General features: G+C 67.3%; 16 protein-coding genes and 1 other RNA gene. 13 read left to right on the top strand and 4 right to left on the bottom strand.

The annotated features are described in order from the left end of the window. Window positions 1-16 precede the first annotated feature (16 nt). Window positions 17-430 (top strand): ClpXP protease specificity-enhancing factor, encoded by a 414-nt coding sequence (locus GV001_RS18150; protein WP_160082407.1) that lies wholly within the window; start codon window positions 17-19, stop codon window positions 428-430. A gap of 100 nt (window positions 431-530) precedes the next feature. On the opposite strand, the gene GV001_RS18145 is transcribed toward GV001_RS18150, so the two are convergent. From GV001_RS18145 to GV001_RS18130, 4 genes are all read right to left on the bottom strand, one after another. Beyond that, window positions 531-1,064, bottom strand: a complete 534-nt coding sequence (locus GV001_RS18145) for a BON domain-containing protein (RefSeq protein ID WP_160082405.1) — start codon at window positions 1,062-1,064, stop codon at window positions 531-533. Beyond that, window positions 1,061-1,654, bottom strand: coding sequence for a phosphoheptose isomerase (locus GV001_RS18140; protein WP_160082403.1), 594 nt, complete (start codon window positions 1,652-1,654; stop codon window positions 1,061-1,063). Before GV001_RS18140 ends, GV001_RS18145 begins: the two co-directional genes overlap by 4 nt. Window positions 1,655-1,810: 156 nt before the next feature. Further along, window positions 1,811-2,161, bottom strand: coding sequence for a YraN family protein (locus GV001_RS18135; RefSeq protein ID WP_160083454.1), 351 nt, complete (start codon window positions 2,159-2,161; stop codon window positions 1,811-1,813). Continuing rightward, window positions 2,154-3,971, bottom strand: a complete 1,818-nt coding sequence (locus tag GV001_RS18130; RefSeq protein WP_160082401.1) for a penicillin-binding protein activator — start codon at window positions 3,969-3,971, stop codon at window positions 2,154-2,156. Before GV001_RS18130 ends, GV001_RS18135 begins: the two co-directional genes overlap by 8 nt. A 90-nt stretch (window positions 3,972-4,061) precedes the next feature. On the opposite strand from GV001_RS18130, the gene rsmI reads away from it, so the two are divergent. The 12 genes from rsmI to murG all read left to right on the top strand — a co-directional run bounded on the left by rsmI (window position 4,062) and on the right by murG (window position 16,646). Next, the gene (rsmI, locus tag GV001_RS18125) at window positions 4,062-4,967 is read left to right on the top strand and encodes a 16S rRNA (cytidine(1402)-2'-O)-methyltransferase (protein ID WP_178091836.1); all 906 of its coding nucleotides are present in this window, start codon (window positions 4,062-4,064) and stop codon (window positions 4,965-4,967) included. A 40-nt stretch (window positions 4,968-5,007) separates the two neighbouring features. After that, window positions 5,008-5,355: RNase P RNA component class A (rnpB, locus tag GV001_RS18120), an RNA gene on the top strand. A 311-nt stretch (window positions 5,356-5,666) separates the two neighbouring features. After that, window positions 5,667-6,122, top strand: coding sequence for a division/cell wall cluster transcriptional repressor MraZ (gene mraZ / locus GV001_RS18115; protein ID WP_160082397.1), 456 nt, complete (start codon window positions 5,667-5,669; stop codon window positions 6,120-6,122). 2 nt (window positions 6,123-6,124) lie between these two features. After that, window positions 6,125-7,066: a 16S rRNA (cytosine(1402)-N(4))-methyltransferase RsmH gene (gene rsmH, locus GV001_RS18110; protein ID WP_178091835.1), complete on the top strand. Its 942-nt coding sequence runs from the start codon at window positions 6,125-6,127 to the stop codon at window positions 7,064-7,066. Further along, complete coding sequence (ftsL, locus tag GV001_RS18105) at window positions 7,063-7,356, top strand: cell division protein FtsL (RefSeq protein WP_160082393.1); 294 nt, start codon at window positions 7,063-7,065, stop codon at window positions 7,354-7,356. Before rsmH ends, ftsL begins: the two co-directional genes overlap by 4 nt. After that, on the top strand, window positions 7,353-9,104 hold the full coding sequence (locus GV001_RS18100) for a peptidoglycan D,D-transpeptidase FtsI family protein (RefSeq protein ID WP_372238558.1): 1,752 nt from the start codon (window positions 7,353-7,355) through the stop codon (window positions 9,102-9,104). The genes ftsL and GV001_RS18100 overlap by 4 nt, the downstream gene beginning before the upstream one ends. Continuing rightward, window positions 9,104-10,567: a UDP-N-acetylmuramoyl-L-alanyl-D-glutamate--2,6-diaminopimelate ligase gene (locus GV001_RS18095; RefSeq protein ID WP_160082391.1), complete on the top strand. Its 1,464-nt coding sequence runs from the start codon at window positions 9,104-9,106 to the stop codon at window positions 10,565-10,567. Before GV001_RS18100 ends, GV001_RS18095 begins: the two co-directional genes overlap by 1 nt. Next, entirely contained in the window at window positions 10,560-11,927 is a 1,368-nt protein-coding gene (gene murF, locus GV001_RS18090; RefSeq protein WP_160082389.1) for a UDP-N-acetylmuramoyl-tripeptide--D-alanyl-D-alanine ligase, read from the top strand. The genes GV001_RS18095 and murF overlap by 8 nt, the downstream gene beginning before the upstream one ends. After that, entirely contained in the window at window positions 11,928-13,010 is a 1,083-nt protein-coding gene (gene mraY / locus GV001_RS18085) for a phospho-N-acetylmuramoyl-pentapeptide-transferase (protein ID WP_160082387.1), read from the top strand. It abuts the gene before it with no gap. A 6-nt stretch (window positions 13,011-13,016) separates the two neighbouring features. Continuing rightward, window positions 13,017-14,363: a UDP-N-acetylmuramoyl-L-alanine--D-glutamate ligase gene (murD, locus tag GV001_RS18080; RefSeq protein WP_160082385.1), complete on the top strand. Its 1,347-nt coding sequence runs from the start codon at window positions 13,017-13,019 to the stop codon at window positions 14,361-14,363. Beyond that, window positions 14,360-15,586, top strand: a complete 1,227-nt coding sequence (ftsW, locus tag GV001_RS18075) for a putative lipid II flippase FtsW (RefSeq protein ID WP_160082383.1) — start codon at window positions 14,360-14,362, stop codon at window positions 15,584-15,586. The genes murD and ftsW overlap by 4 nt, the downstream gene beginning before the upstream one ends. Continuing rightward, on the top strand, window positions 15,576-16,646 hold the full coding sequence (gene murG, locus GV001_RS18070; RefSeq protein WP_160082381.1) for an undecaprenyldiphospho-muramoylpentapeptide beta-N-acetylglucosaminyltransferase: 1,071 nt from the start codon (window positions 15,576-15,578) through the stop codon (window positions 16,644-16,646). The genes ftsW and murG overlap by 11 nt, the downstream gene beginning before the upstream one ends. Window positions 16,647-16,674: the final 28 nt, after the last annotated feature.

Below are 16,674 nucleotides of genomic sequence, written 5' to 3'. Positions count from 1 at the left end.
CAGGAGGTCGTCCGTCATGAATTCCAGTCGTCCCTACCTGGTGCGAGCCCTCTACGAGTGGATCCTCGACAACGATTGCACGCCGCATCTGCTGGTGAGTGCGGAGTTTCCGGGGGTGCGCGTGCCGCCGGGCTTCGCCAGCGACGGGCAGATCGTGCTCAACGTATCGCCCAGCGCTGTGCGCAACCTGCACATGGACAACGAGGCGGTCAGCTTCGAGGGGCGCTTCGGCGGGGTGGCTCATTCGCTGTTCATCCCGGCCGGCGCCATGCTGGCGATCTATGCGCGGGAGAATGGCCAGGGCATGGTCTTCGAGCTGGAGCCGCCGGTCGACGAGGACGATGACGAGCAGGGCCCGGATGACGATGGTCCGTCCGGCGGCGAGCCGTCGCGTCCCAGCGGGCGGCCGAGTCTGAAGGTGGTCAAGTAAGTCTTGGCAGATGCTTCGGCCAGAAACGACAAGGGCGCCTAGGGCGCCCTTGTCGTTTCTGTGCTGCCGCGGCGAGCCCCAATAGGTGCTGCGGGCTGCCTCAGTTGGTGTACTGGAACAGCTTGACGATCTTCTGCACGCCGGACACGCCGGCGACCACGTTGCCGGCGCTGGCGCCTTCGGCGCGGGTCACCAGGCCCATCAGGTAGACGATGCCGTTCTCGGTGATCACCTTGACCTTGGCGCTGGGCACCGTGCTGTCGGCCAGCATCAGGGTCTTGATCTTCGAGGTCATCAACGCATCGTTGCTGCGGGCCAGGGCCGATGTCGGCTGCAGCACCTGCAGTTCGTTGTGGATCTTGGTCACGCCCTGGACATTGCGCGCCGCCTGGGCGGCCTTGTCCTTGAGCTCGGCGCGCGGGGTCTGGCCGGCCAGCAGGATCACCCCGTTGTAGCTGGTGACCACCACGTGCGAGGTCGGGCTGGTCAGGTCCGGGTGTGCGCGCGACACGGCCGAGCTGACGTCCGGGCCGAGGAACTGGTCATCGATCTTGTTGCCGATGCTGCGGTTGCTACAGGCGCCCAGCAGCAGGCTGAGGGCGAGGGTGGCAAGGATCAGCGGATTGCGGGTCATTCTTCACTCCCGAACAGTTGGCGGTCGATCAGGTCGCACAGGCAGTGGATAGCCAGTAGGTGCACTTCCTGAATGCGTGCGGTGACCTTGGAAGGCACGCGAATTTCCACGTCTTCCGGCAGCAGCAGCGAGGCCATGCCTCCGCCGTCGCGCCCGGTCAGGGCTACGACAACCATTTCGCGATCATGTGCGGCCTGGATGGCCTGAATCACGTTGGCCGAGTTGCCGCTGGTGGAAATCGCCAGCAGCACGTCGCCGGGCTGGCCGAGGGCGCGGATCTGCTTGGAGAACACCTCGTTGTAGCTGTAGTCGTTGGCGATCGAGGTGATGGTCGAGCTGTCGGTGGTCAGGGCGATGGCCGGCAGGCTCGGGCGTTCGCGCTCGAAGCGGTTGAGCAGCTCGGAGGAGAAGTGCTGAGCATCGCCGGCGGAGCCGCCGTTGCCGCAGCTGAGAATCTTGCCCTCGTTGAGCAGGGCGTTGACCATCACCTGGCTGCCATGCTCGATGAACGGTACCAGCACTTCCATGGCCTGTTGCTTGGTGTCGATGCTGGCCTGGAACATCTGGCGGATTCGGGATTGCATGTCCATCGGATAAGACCTTCGGTGTACGGGCTGGGTCAGCCTCTACGGTGAGGGAGTGCCATAAGGCGTGGTGAATTATAACGACTCGCATCTGGCGTGCTGTCCGGCTTTTTACCCGACTTGCCCGGTGCGGGTCGACTAGAAAGCGTTGATCGGGTCGATTCAGGCCTCAAAAGCGTTCTTTAGCCAGTCCAGTTGCGTGGGGGCGAGGGCGATTACGTCGAAGCGGCAGGGTTGCCTGGCCCAGCGACTTTCCTGCTGCAGGAAGTGCTGGGCGGCGTGGATCAGGCGTTGCTGCTTGCGCGAGTCGACGCTTTCCAGGGCGCCGCCCCAGGCGGCATGCCGGCGATAGCGGACTTCGACGAATACTACTGTATCGCCGTCGAGCATGACCAGATCGAGCTCGCCGCCGCGGCAGCGCCAGTTCTGCGCCAGCAGGCGCAGGCCGTGCCGCAGCAGGTGGTCGCGCGCCTGGGTTTCGGCGACGCGACCGCTGTCGTTCGGCTTACTGATTGTTGCTGTCCGACAGGCGCTGGACCTGGCCGTCGTGGAACTCGGCCCAGGGCAGCTGGCGTTCGATGCGCTGGGCGCTGTTCAGGCTGAGGTTGCCGGACAGGCCTTCGACCCGGCTGTCGGGCATGGCCTGCAGCTGGCTCAGGCGCGGCGCCAGGCGGTAGGCGTCGACACCCATGGCGTACAGGCGGCCGAGGCTGCCGGCGGCCTGCGGCCACTGGCCGTCGACCTGCTGGCGCAGCGGGTCATTGGCATCCAGCAGCCAGGGGGTTTCGCAGAAGCGGATGCCTTCCAGGTCCTGGTACTGGCTAGGGTTCTGCCCGCCGGCATACAGGTGCGAGGTGGCATACACCGGCACGTCGCCGGCGTACTGGAAGGCCAGGGTCGGTTTGATCTGCTGGGCCTGTTGCGGGGTGGCGGCGAGGAAGATGAAGTCGACGTCCTGGCGGCGCGCCGGTACGGCGGCGATGGCGCCGCCGAGGGTGTTCTGCAGGCGCTTGGCGCGCGCTTCGCTTTCGCGCAGCTGGAACAGGTCGGCGATCTGCTGGGCCAGCTGCACCGGCTGGTCGACGTGCTCGGCGGCGATCAGGGTGCCGCCAGCGGCCTGCCAGCTCTGCTGGAAGGCGGCCAGCACGCGGTTGCCCCATTCGCCGCTGGGCACCAGGGCCACGGCGCGGCGCATGCCGTCGGCCCAGGCGCGGCGGGCCACTTCGCGGGCTTCGTCTTCGGCGGCCAGGCCGAACTGGAACAGCTGCGCCGGCGCTTCGCGGCCGGCGTCGCTGTAGTTCAGGGCCAGGGTGGTGATCGGTAGCTGCGGGCGCTCGCTGAGCTGCTTGACCAGCGGTTTCTCCAGCGGGCCGATCACCAGTTGCGCGCCATCGGCCTGGGCCTGGCGGTAGAAGTCATCCAGCGAGGCGAGGCGGGCGCTGTCGTACAGCAGCACTTCCGGCGGGTTCTGGCCGGCCTGCTGGGCCTGGTAGTGGGCGGCCATGAAGCCGTCGCGCAAGGCGCGGGCGACCGAGGCCAGCTGGCCTTCCTGGGGCAGCAGCAGGGCGACCTTCTGCAGCGGCTGGCCGGCCAGGCTCTTCAGCTTGTCCAGGGCCTGCGGCAGCTGTTGCGCGGCCGGGTGCTGCGGATGCTGCTGGCGCCAGGCGTCGATGGCGGCCAGTTGCTGGTCCGGGGTACCGGCGCTCTTGGTGGCCAGGGCCAGGCTCAGCCAGCCATCCAGGTCGCTGTCGCCGGAGGATTGCAGCTGGCTCTGCGGCAGGCTGGCGACCAGGGTCCAGATCGCTTCGTGGTTGCTACCGGCCGCGCTGCCATCGAGCAGCGGGGCGATGTATACGCGTTCGCGGGCGGCGGCGAGGGGCTGGCCGTCGGCCTCCAGGGCACGGGCGCGGACCAGCTGGGTGCGCACCTGCTGCTCGACCGGCAGTTCGCCGAGGCGCTGCATGCTCGGGTGGCTGAGGGCCTGGAGCGCGGCCTTGGGCTTGTTGCGGGCCAGGGCCAGTTCGGCGGTGAGGGTGCTGGCGAAGACCTGCTGGGCCGGCTTCAGGCCATCCATCCCGATTTCGTCGAGGATGCGCGTGGCGCGTCCCAGATCTTGCTGCTGGTAGGCCAGGTCGGCGGCGGACAGGCGCAGCAGGGCAGCTTCTTCCGGCGTTTCGCTGGCTGCGGCCTGTTGCAGCAGTTGTTCGATGCTGGCTTGCGGGGTGCGTGGCAGCTCGCCCAGGTTGGACGACGGGGTGCTGGCGCAGGCGGCCAGCAGGCCGGCGAGGCAAAGGGCGGAAAGCGGGCGCAGGCGGGCGATCATCTAAACGTTCCTGGTACTGGATCCAATGAGTGCGCGATTGTACCCAAGCCCCGCAGCCCATGCGATGTCGCTGCAGCGAAACGGGCTACAATGCGCGCTTTCCGTGGTCATCGAGGGTCGCCCGTGAGCGTTTCCGCTGCTTCTGTCACCGCCACCGGCACGCTGTATGTGGTTGCCACGCCGATCGGCAACCTGGATGACATCACTGCCCGCGCCCTGCGCATCCTGCGCGAGGTGGCGCTGATCGCCGCCGAGGACACCCGTCACTCCATCCGTCTGCTGCAGCATTTCGGCATCGCCACGCCGCTGGCGGCCTGCCACGAGCACAACGAGCGCGACGAGGGCGGGCGCTTCCTTTCCCGCTTGCTGGCGGGCGAGGACGTGGCGCTGATTTCCGATGCGGGTACGCCGCTGATTTCCGACCCGGGTTATCACCTGGTGCGCCAGGTGCGCGCGGCGGGGATTCGCGTGGTGCCGGTGCCGGGCGCCTGTGCGCTGATCGCCGCCCTGTCGGCGGCCGGCCTGCCGTCCGATCGTTTCAGTTTCGAGGGTTTCCTGCCGGCCAAGACCGTCGGGCGCCAGGCTCGCCTGCAGCAGGTGGCGCAAGACCCGCGCACGCTGATCTTCTACGAGGCGCCGCACCGCATCCTCGAGTGCCTGGCCGACATGCGCGAGGTGTTCGGTGCCGATCGTCCGGCGGTGCTGGGGCGTGAACTGACCAAGACCTTCGAGACGCTCAAGGGCTTGCCGCTGGGCGAGTTGCACGACTGGGTGGCGGCCGACAGCAACCAGCAGCGCGGCGAGTGCGTGGTGCTGGTGGCCGGTTGGCAGGCGCCGGAAGGTGATGAGGCGATCAGCGGCGAAGCGCTGCGCGTGCTCGACCTGCTGCTCGGCGAGATGCCGCTCAAGCGCGCGGCGGCGCTGGCGGCGGAGATCACCGGGGTGCGCAAGAATTTGCTCTATCAAGCGGCGCTGGAGCGGCAAAAGGACGCTTGAGCTTGTCCTGCGGCGCTCGGCTCGTTACCCTTGGCGGCGGAGAGTCGATCGGACAGTCGCTGCCTTCGCAAGAAGGGGGAGGAAAGTCCGGGCTCCATAGGGCGGAGTGCCAGGTAATGCCTGGGAGGCGCGAGCCTACGGAAAGTGCCACAGAAAATAACCGCCTAAGCGCGCAAGCGCCGGTAAGGGTGAAAAGGTGCGGTAAGAGCGCACCGCACGGCTGGCAACAGTCCGTGGCTAGGTAAACCCCACTCGGAGCAAGACCAAATAGGGTTCCATTGGCGTGGCCCGCGCTGGAACCGGGTAGGTTGCTAAAGTCGTGCAGTGATGTACGTCGTAGAGGAATGACTGTCCTCGACAGAACCCGGCTTACAGATCGACTCTCCACCTTTTCTCTTCTATCCGCTTCACCCCGCATCCCGCATTTGTAATATCGAAAAAATCTTACTCTTAAGAAACTACTTTAAGTTCGAAGTTCAGCATCATGAACTGGCTGAAATTCGCCTCTAAAAAACCCTCGCTTTGCCTCTCCAGGCCCCCCGCTTAGTTCGCTAAATCTCCGTCCTGTAAGGATTTTTCCCTGTTTGCGCGCCTTGACGCTGGGTGTGCTGCATTCCTATAGTGTGCCGAAGTGGCACAAAGTGGCACGAAGTGGGTCGTATGGGCACGGAAAGCTAATTACAGTGGGGGAACGCAGCCTTGTTTCGCGGAGCTAACGCCATCAGTCTCGACGCCAAAGGGCGACTCGCGATGCCGAGCCGGTATCGTGACGAGCTGGTTTCGCGTTGTGCCGGCCAGCTCATCGTCACCATCGATGCCGTCGATCCCTGCCTCTGTGTGTATCCGCTGCCCGAGTGGGAGCTGATCGAAGCCAAGCTCCGTGAACTGCCCTCCCTGCGTGAAGAAACCCGTCGCCTGCAACGCCTGCTGATCGGCAATGCCGTGGATATCGAACTGGACGGCAGCGGCCGCTTCCTTGTGCCGCCGCGTCTGCGCGCCCATGCCGGCCTAGACAAGCACGCCATGCTGGTTGGCCAACTGAACAAATTCCAACTGTGGAACGAGGAAGCCTGGAACGCTCTTGCCGATGCCGACCTGGCTGCCATCAAACAACCCGGCGCTCTGCCGGACGACCTGCGTGATCTGATCCTGTGACCATGACCAATAGCTTCCGCCATATCACCGTGCTGCTCGACGAAGCCGTCGACGGTCTCGCCGTGCGCGCGGATGGCTGCTATCTGGATGGCACCTTCGGGCGGGGGGGGCACAGCCGGCTGATCCTGGAAAGGCTCGGGCCAGACGGTCGCCTGCTGGGTTTCGACAAGGACCCACTGGCGATTGCCACGGGAAATGCACTGGCGGCCGAAGACGGCCGCTTCGTCGTTGTGCAGCGCAGCTTTGCCGAGCTGGGCGAAGAAGTCGCTCAGCGCGGCCTGGCGGGCCGGGTCGATGGCATCCTGCTCGATCTCGGCGTGTCCTCGCCGCAGCTGGACGATGCCGCGCGCGGCTTCAGCTTCCTCAATGACGGCCCGCTGGACATGCGCATGAACCCGGATGCCGGGGTCAGCGCCGCCGAGTTCATCGCCAGCGCCAGCGCCGAGGAAATCGCCCGGGTGTTCAAGGAATACGGCGAAGAGCGTTTCGCCAAGCGCATGGCCCGTGCCGTGGTCGAGCGCCGCGCGCTCAAGCCGTTCGAGCGTACCGCCGACCTGGCCGCCGTGCTCACCGAGGCCAATCCGGCCTGGGAAAAGGGCAAGAACCCGGCGACCCGCGCCTTCCAGGGGCTGCGCATCTACATCAACAACGAGCTGGGCGACCTCGAGGCGGGCCTCGATGCCGCGCTGGAAAGCCTGGCCGTGGGCGGGCGCCTGGTGGTGATCAGCTTCCACTCGCTGGAAGACCGCATCGTCAAGCAGTTCATGCGCCGCCACGCCAAGGGCGAAGCGGACAACCTGCCGCGCGACCTGCCGATCATTCCCAAGGCTTTCGAGCCGCGTCTCAAGCTGCTGGGCAAACCGCAGTTCGCCTCCGAGGCCGAGCTCAAGGCCAACCCGCGCTCGCGCAGCGCCGTCATGCGTGTGGCGGAGAAGCTGCGATGAGCCGCCTGTTCGCCAAGCCCTTGCCGCCCGGCAGCCTACTGCTGTTGCTGCTGTTCATCGGCGTGCTGCTGTCGGCCCTCGCCGTGTCCTACAGCGCGCACTGGAACCGCCAGCTGCTCAATGCCCTGTACGCCGAACTCAGCGTGCGCGACAAGGCGCAGGCCGAGTGGGGCCGACTGATCCTCGAACAGAGCACCTGGACCGCCCATAACCGCATCGAGACGCTGGCCAGCGAGCAGCTGCGCATGCGCATCCCGGAAGCGGCCGAAGTGCAGATGGTGGCGCCATGATGGGTCTCGAAGGCGCCCTCTATCCCTGGCGTTTCCGCCTGGTGCTGGCGCTGCTGGCACTGATGGTGGGCGCCATCGCCTGGCGCATCATCGACCTGCATGTGATCGACCACGATTTCCTCCAGGCCCATGGCGATGCGCGCAGCGTGCGGCACATCCCGATCCCGGCGCACCGCGGCCTGATCACCGACCGCAATGGCGAGCCGCTGGCCGTCAGCACGCCGGTGATCACCCTGTGGGCCAATGGCAAGGAACTGGCCAAGGCGCAGAACCGCTGGGCCGACCTGGCCGCCGCCCTGGGGCAGGAGCCGCAAGCCTTCGCCAAGCGCCTGCAGCAGGCCAGCGAGCGCGAGTTCATGTACCTGGTGCGCGGCCTGACCCCGGAACAGGGGCAGGCCATCCTCGACCTGAAAGTGCCGGGCGTATACAGCATCGAAGAGTTCCGCCGTTTCTACCCGGCCGGCGAAGTGGCCGCCCACGTGATCGGCTTCACCGACGTCGATGACCGTGGCCGCGAGGGCATGGAGCTGGCCTTCGACGAGTGGCTGGCCGGCGTGCCGGGCAAGCGCCAGGTGCTCAAGGATCGCCGCGGCCGCCTGATCAAGGACGTGCAGGTCACCCAGAACGCCAAGGCCGGCAAGGCCCTGGCGCTGTCCATCGACCTGCGCCTGCAATACCTGGCCCACCGCGAACTGCGCAATGCCCTGGTGGAGAACGGCGCCAAGGCCGGCAGCCTGGTGATCATGGATGTGAAGACCGGCGAAGTGCTGGCCATGGCCAACCAGCCGACCTATAACCCGAACAACCGGCGCAACCTGCAACCGGCGGCCATGCGCAACCGCGCGATGATCGACGTGTTCGAGCCGGGTTCCACGGTCAAGCCGCTGTCGATGAGCGCGGCCTTGCAGAGCGGGCGCTGGAAGCCAGAAGACATAGTTGAGGTCTGGCCCGGCTCCCTGCAGATCGGCCGCTACACCATCAAGGACGTGTCCAAGACCCAGGGCCGCGAACTCGACCTGACCGGCATCCTGATCAACTCCAGCAACGTCGGCATGAGCAAGGTCGCCTTCGATATCGGCGGCGAGTCCATCTACAACATGATGCAGCAGCTGGGGCTGGGCCAGGATACCGGCCTGGGCTTCCCCGGCGAGCGCGTCGGCAACCTGCCCAACCACCGCAAGTGGCCGAAGGCGGAAACCGCGACCCTGTCCTATGGCTACGGCCTGGCGGTCACTGCCGTGCAGCTGGTACATGCCTATGCCGTGCTGGCCAACGATGGGCGCAGCGTACCGCTGACCATGACCCGTGCCGATCGCGTGCCCGAGGGCGTGCAGGTGATGTCGGAAGACGTGGCGAAAACCATGCAGGGCATGCTGCAGCAGGTGATCGAGGCGCCGCGCGGAGTGTTCCGCGCCCAGGTGCCGGGCTACCACGTGTCCGGCAAGAGCGGCACGGCGCGCAAGGCCAGTGTCGGCACCAAGGGCTACACGGCCAATGCCTACCGCTCGATGTTTGCCGGCTTCGCGCCGAGCAGCGACCCGCGCATCGCCATGGTCGTGGTCATCGACGAGCCGAGCAAGGCCGGCTACTTCGGCGGCCTGGTCTCGGCGCCGGTGTTCAGCAAGGTCATGGGCGGCACGCTGCGCCTGATGAACATCACCCCGGACAACCTGCCGCCGCCGGTCGCGCCAACTCCCGTTGCGCCGCAAACCGCCGCGACGGCCAGTAACAATGGAGGGCGGATCTGATGCCCATGCCACTCAACCAGCTACTGCCCCAGGCCCAGTCGGCCACCTTGATCCGCGAGCTGACCCTGGACAGCCGCAAGGTGCGTCCGGGCGATCTGTTTCTCGCCGTGCCCGGCACCGCCCAGGATGGTCGCCTGCATATCGCCGACGCCGTGGCCCGCGGTGCCGCCGCGGTGGCCTATGAAAGCGAAGGCGCGCCGGCGATGACGTCCGGCAGCGCCGAACTGGTGCCGATCAAGGGCCTGCTCGGCCAGCTGTCGGCCATTGCCGGGCGCTTCTATGGCGAGCCGAGCCGTGCCTTGCGCCTGGTCGGCGTCACCGGCACCAACGGCAAGACCAGCGTCAGCCAGTTGCTGGCCCAGGCCCTGGACCTGCTCGGCGAGCGCTGCGGCATAGTCGGCACCCTCGGCACCGGCTTCTACGAAGCCCTGGAAAGCGGCCGCCACACTACCCCGGACCCGGTGGCGGTGCAGGCCATCCTCGCCGACCTCAAGCAGGCCGGTGCCCGCGCCCTGGCCATGGAAGTCTCCTCCCACGGCCTGGAGCAGGGCCGCGTGGCCGCGCTGGACTTCGACGTGGCGGTGTTCACCAACCTGTCGCGCGACCACCTCGACTATCACGGCTCGATGCAAGCCTATGGCGCGGCCAAGGCCCGGTTGTTCGCCTGGCCTGATCTGCGTTGCCGGGTGATCAACCTGGACGACGCCTTCGGTCGCCAGCTGGCCGCCGAGCCCCATGAATCGCGCCTGATCGGCTACAGCCTGGACGACAGCAGCGCCTACCTCTACTGCAGCGAAGCCCGCTTCGACGACCACGGCGTGCGTGCCCGCCTGGTCACCCCGCAAGGCGAGGGCAACCTGCGCAGCCCGCTGCTGGGGCGCTTCAACCTGAGCAACTTGCTGGCCGTGGTCGGCGCGCTGCTCGGCCTGAACTACCCGCTGGACGAAGTCCTGCGCCTGCTGCCGCAGCTGCAAGGCCCGGTCGGGCGCATGCAGCGCTTCGGTGGCGGCCGGCTGCCGCTGGTGGTGGTGGATTACGCGCACACCCCGGATGCCCTGGAAAAGGTGCTGGAGGCCCTGCGCCCGCATGTCGGCGGCCGCCTGCTGTGCCTGTTCGGCTGCGGTGGCGATCGCGACAGCGGCAAGCGCCCGCTGATGGCCCAGGTGGCCGAACGCCTGGCCGACGCCGTGCTGGTCACCGATGACAATCCACGCACGGAAGACCCGGCGCAGATCATCAAGGATATCCGCGCCGGCTTCGCCCAGCCCGAGCAGGTCGAATTCATCCATGGTCGCGGCCAGGCGATTGCCCGACTGATCGCCGCCGCCCAGGCCGGCGACGTGGTGGTGCTGGCCGGCAAGGGCCACGAGGATTACCAGGAGATCAACGGCGTGCGTCAGCCGTTCTCCGACCTGGACGAGACCGCCAAGGCCCTGCAGGCCTGGGAGGCTGCCCATGCTTAAGCCGCTGCTGCTCAGTGAGGTGGCGCCTGCCCTGCGCGCTCGCCTGCACGGTGCCGACGTGGCCTTCTGCGCCGTATCTACCGACAGCCGCAAGATCGAGGCCGGCCAGCTGTTTGTCGCCCTCAGCGGGCCGAACTTCGACGGCCACGATTACCTGGCCGAGGTGGCCGGCAAAGGCGCCGTGGCCGCACTGGTCGAGCACGAAGTGGCGGGCGTCGATCTGCCGCAGCTGATCGTCAGCGACAGCCGGGTCGGTCTGGGTCGCCTCGGCGCCCTGAATCGCCAGGCCTACAGCGGCCCGCTGGCCGCCGTGACCGGCTCCAGCGGCAAGACCACGGTCAAGGAAATGCTCGCCAGCATCCTGCGTGCCGGCCTGCATGGCCCGGTACTGGCCACCCGCGGCAACCTCAACAACGACCTCGGCGCGCCGCTGACCCTGCTGGAGCTGGCGCCCGAGCATGTCGGCGCGGTGATCGAGCTGGGCGCCAACCATGTCGGCGAGATCGGCTACACCGTCAGCCTGACCCGGCCGCAGGTGGCGATCATCACCAATGCCGGCACCGCCCATGTCGGCGAGTTCGGTGGTCCGGACAAGATCGTCGAGGCCAAGGGCGAGATTATCGAAGGCCTGGCCGCCGATGGCGTGGCCGTGCTCAACCTTGACGACAAGGCCTTCGCCACCTGGCGGGCGCGTGCGCGTGGCCGGCGCGTGCTGAGCTTCGCCCTGCGCGACAGCCACGCCGATTTTCATGCCGCCGAGCTGGCCCGCGACGCCCGTGGCTGCCTGGCCTTCACCCTGCACAGCCCGGTCGGCCAGGCGCGCATCCAGCTCAACCTGCTGGGCGAGCACAATGTGGCCAACGCCCTGGCCGCCGCCGCCGCCGCGCATGCCCTGGGTGTGCCGCTGGTCGGGATCCAGGCCGGGCTGGAAAGCCTGCAACCGGTCAAAGGCCGCGCCGTTGCTCAGTTGGCGACGAACGGTGCGCGGGTGATCGACGACACCTACAACGCCAACCCGATTTCGATGTGCGCCGCCGTTGATATACTCGCCGCCTTCTCCGGTCGCACCGTTCTGGTGCTGGGGGATATGGGCGAGTTGGGCGAGTGGGCCGAGCAAGGCCATCGCGATGTCGGCGCCTATGCCGCCGGCAAGGTCAGCGCGCTGTATGCCGTGGGCCCGCTGATGGCCCATGCCGTCAAGGCATTCGGTACGGAAGGACATCACTTCGCCGATCAAGCCAGCCTGATCGCGGCACTTGGCCGCGAATCGGGCGACACCACCATTCTAATTAAAGGTTCGCGCAGCGCGGCGATGGAAAAAGTCGTCGCGGCTCTCTGTGCATCGGGGGAGGCTCACTAAATGCTGCTGCTGCTGGCGGAGTACCTGCAACAGTTCTACACCGGTTTCGGTGTGTTCCAGTACCTGACCCTGCGCGGGATCCTCGGCGTACTGACCGCCCTGGCCCTCTCGCTGTGGCTCGGTCCGTGGATGATCCGCACCCTGCAGATCCGCCAGATCGGCCAGGCGGTGCGCAACGACGGCCCGCAGTCGCACCTGTCGAAGAAAGGCACGCCGACCATGGGCGGCGCGCTGATCCTTTCCGCCATCGCCGTCAGCACCCTGCTGTGGGCCGACCTGACCAACCGCTATGTGTGGACGGTGCTGGCGGTGACCCTGGCGTTCGGTGCCATCGGCTGGGTCGACGACTACCGCAAGGTGATCGAGAAGAACTCGCGCGGTCTGCCAAGCCGCTGGAAGTACTTCTGGCAGTCGGTGTTCGGCCTGGCTGCCGCCGTCTTCCTCTATATGACCGCGCAAAGCCCGGTGGAAACCACCCTGATCGTGCCGATGCTCAAGGATGTGGCCCTGCCGCTGGGTATCGGCTTCGTGGTGCTGACCTACTTCGTCATAGTCGGCACCAGCAATGCGGTCAACCTGACCGACGGCCTCGACGGCCTGGCCATCCTGCCGACCGTGCTGGTGGCCGGTGCGCTGGCGATCTTCTGCTACCTGTCGGGCAACATCAAATTCGCCGACTACCTGCTGATCCCCTACGTGCCGGGCGCCGGCGAGCTGATCGTGTTCTGCGCCGCGCTGGTCGGCGCCGGCCTCGGCTTCCTCTGGTTCAACACCTACCCGGCCCAGGTCTTTATGGGTGACGTGGGAGCTCTCGCGCTAGGCGCCGCGCTGGGCACCATCGCCGTGATCGTCCGCCAGGAAATCGTCCTGTTCATCATGGGCGGCGTGTTCGTCATGGAGACCCTGTCGGTGATCATCCAGGTCGCCAGCTTCAAGCTGACCGGCAAGCGCGTGTTCCGCATGGCGCCGATCCACCACCACTTCGAACTCAAAGGCTGGCCCGAGCCACGGGTGATCGTGCGCTTCTGGATCATCACCGTAATTCTCGTCCTGGTTGGCCTGGCCACCCTGAAACTGAGGTAATAGACAGTGTCGCTGATCGCTTCCGACCAGTTCCGCATCGTTGTCGGCCTCGGCAAGAGCGGCATGTCCCTGGTGCGCTTCCTGGCGCACCAGGGCGTGCGCTTCGCCGTGGCCGATACCCGCGCGAACCCGCCGGAGCTGGCGACCCTGCAACGCGACTACCCGCAGGTGGAAGTGCGCTGCGGCGAGCTGGACGTGGACTTCCTCTGCCGCGCCTCGGAGCTGTATGTGAGCCCGGGCCTGGCCATCGCCACCCCGGCGCTGCAGGCCGCGGCCGCGCGCGGGGTCAAGCTGTCCGGCGACATCGAGCTGTTCGCCCGCCATGCCAAGGCGCCGATCATCGCCATCACCGGCTCCAACGCCAAGAGCACCGTGACCACCCTGGTCGGCGAGATGGCGGCGGCGGCCGGCAAGAAGGTCGCGGTCGGCGGCAATCTCGGCACCCCGGCGCTGGACCTGCTGAATGACGAGGTCGAGCTGTACGTGCTGGAACTGTCCAGCTTCCAGCTGGAAACCACCGACCAGCTGAATGCCGAAGTGGCCACCTGCCTGAACGTCAGCGAAGACCATATGGATCGCTACGCCGGCATGCCGCAGTACCACCTGGCCAAGCACCGCATCTTCCGCGGCGCCAGGCAGGTGGTGGTCAATCGTGACGACGCCCTGTCGCGGCCGCTGATCGCCGATCAGGTGCCGTGCTGGGAGTTCGGCCTGGGCAAGCCCGACTTCAAGCGCTTCGGCCTGATCGAGGAGGGCGGCGAGAAGTTCCTGGCCTTCCGCTTCGAGACCCTGCTGCCGACTTCCGCGCTGAAGATCCGCGGCGCGCACAACCAGTCCAACGCCCTGGCTGCCCTGGCCCTCGGCCATGCCGCCGGCCTGCCGATGGCGCCGATGCTGGCGACCCTGCAGACCTTCGCCGGCCTGGCCCACCGCTGCCAATGGGTGCGCGAGCTGCGCGGGGTGAGCTACTACGACGACTCCAAGGCCACCAACGTCGGCGCCGCTCTGGCCGCCATCGAAGGCCTGGGTGCCGATATCGCCGGCAAGCTGGTGCTGATCGCCGGTGGCGACGGCAAGGGTGCCGACTTCTCCGCACTGAAGGCGCCGGTGGCCAGGTTCTGCCGCGCCGTGGTGCTGCTCGGCCGCGATGCCGAACTGCTCGCCGCCGCCCTGGGCGATGCCGCGCCGCTGGTTCGCGTGGCGACCCTCGACGAGGCCGTGCAGCGTGCTGCTGCCCTGGCCGAGACCGGCGATGCCGTGCTGCTGTCGCCGGCCTGCGCCAGCCTGGACATGTTCAAGAACTTCGAAGAACGCGGGCGCCTGTTCGCCCAGGCGGCGGAGGGCTTGCAATGAAGCTGGAACGCCTGCTCGCCGCTCCGTCGCCGCTGCGCAGCCAGCGCGGCATCGACCTCGACTTCCCGCTGCTGGCCGGTTGCCTGGCCCTGCTCGGCCTGGGCCTGGTGATGATCACCTCGGCCTCTTCGGAAGTGGCGGCGGCGCTGTCCGGCAACCCGCTGTACCACATGGTCCGCCACCTGATTTACCTGGCCATTGGTCTGGGCGCCGGGTTCATGACCCTGCTGATCCCGATGGCCCTGTGGCAGCGTTTCAGCGGCACCCTGCTGCTGATCGCCTTCGTCCTGCTGATCCTGGTGCTGCTGCCGGGCATCGGTCGTGAGGTCAACGGCGCCAAGCGCTGGATTGGCTTCGGCCTGTTCAACCTGCAGCCGTCCGAGCTGGCCAAGCTGTTCACCGTGATGTTCATCGCCGCCTACCTGGTGCGCCGCCAGGAGGAAGTGCGCAAGCACCTGATGGGCTTCATCAAGCCGATGTTCATCCTCGGCCCGATCGCCGTGCTGCTGCTGGCCGAGCCGGACTTCGGCGCCACCGTGGTGCTGGTCGGCGCCTGCATCGCCATGCTGTTCCTCGGCGGCATTAACCTGCTGCGCTTCATCCCCCTGGCCAGCGGCGTGCTGGCCCTGGGCGTGGTGGTGATGACCAGCCAGAGCTATCGCCTGGCGCGCCTGACCAACTTCGTCGACCCCTGGGCCGACCAGTATGGTGCCGGCTATCAGCTGAGCCAGGCGCTGATCGCCTTCGGCCGCGGCGAGTGGCTGGGCGTCGGCCTGGGCAACAGCATCCAGAAGCAGTTCTACCTGCCGGAAGCGCACACCGACTTCGTCTTCGCCGTGCTGGCCGAGGAGCTGGGCATGGTCGGCGCGCTGCTGACCGTGGCGCTGTTCGTCTTCGTCAGCGTGCGCGCCCTGTACATCGGCCTGTGGGCGGAAAAGGCCAGGCAGTTCTTCTCCGCCTATGTGGCCTACGGCCTGGCGTTCCTGTGGATCGGCCAGGTGCTGATCAATATCGGCGTGAACGTCGGCCTGCTGCCGACCAAGGGCCTGACCCTGCCGTTCCTCAGCTACGGCGGCAGCTCCCTGGTGATCTGCTGCGTCAGCCTGGCGCTGCTGCTGCGCATCGAGTGGGAGCGGCGCACCCAGGTGCAACTGGGCAGCGCGGAGGTGGAATTCAGCGAGGCGGATTTCTTCGAGCCCGAGGAGGTCGGCCATGCGCGGTAATGTCCTGATCATGGCCGGCGGTACCGGCGGCCACGTGTTCCCGGCCCTGGCCTGCGCCCGCGAGTTCCAGGCGCGCGGCTACAGCGTGCACTGGCTGGGCACCCCGCGCGGCATCGAGAACGAACTGGTGCCGGCCGCCGGCCTGCCGTTGCACCTGATCCAGGTCAGCGGCCTGCGCGGCAAGAGCAAGCTGGCCCTGCTCAAGGCGCCGTTCCAGCTGCTACGGGCCCTGTGGCAGGCGCGGCGGATCATGCGCGAGCTGCAGCCGGTCTGCGTGCTGGGCATGGGCGGCTATGTCACTGGCCCCGGTGGCCTGGCTGCGCGGATGAGCGGTGCGCCGCTGATCATCCAGGAGCAGAACGCCGTGGCCGGCACCGCCAACCGCAGCCTGGTGCCGTTCGCCAAGCGCGTGTGCGAAGGCTTCCCGGATACCTTCGCAGGCAGCGCCAAGCGCCGCACCACCGGCAATCCGGTGCGCGAGGAGCTGTTCCTGGAAACCCCGCGCGACTCGCTGAGCAAGCGCAAGCCGCGCCTGCTGGTGCTGGGCGGCAGCCTGGGCGCCGAGCCGCTGAACAAGCTGCTGCCGGCCGCCCTGGCCAAGCTGCCGGCCGAGCTGCGCCCGCAGGTGTTCCACCAGGCGGGCAAGCAACATGCGGAGATCACCGCGGAGCGTTATCGCGAAGTTGCGGTCGAAGCCGAGGTCGCGCCGTTCATCAAGGACATGGCCCATGCCTATGCCTGGGCCGACCTGGTGATCTGCCGTGCCGGCGCGCTGACCGTCAGCGAGCTGGCCGCCGCAGGCCTGCCGTCGTTCCTGGTGCCGTTGCCGCATGCGATCGACGACCACCAGACGCGCAATGCCGAATACCTGGCGAAGGAGGGCGCGGCCTTCCTGCTCCCGCAACATGCGACTGACGCGGACAAACTGGCCGCGCAGCTGACCGAGGTTCTGATGCACCCCGAAAAACTCAAGGACATGGGCCGCATTGCGCGCCGCCTGGCCAAGCCCGATGCCACCCGCACGGTGGTGGAAACCTGCCTGGAGGTGGCCCGTGGCTAAGTCTCCCGCCGCTGCCCGTTCGGAAATC

Source organism: Pseudomonas sp. 8AS (assembly GCF_902506505.1).
In the GTDB taxonomy this organism is placed as follows: Bacteria; Pseudomonadota; Gammaproteobacteria; order Pseudomonadales; family Pseudomonadaceae; genus Aquipseudomonas.
Note: the sequence above shows the minus strand (reverse complement) of the source record. Positions and strands in the feature narration are given on the sequence as shown.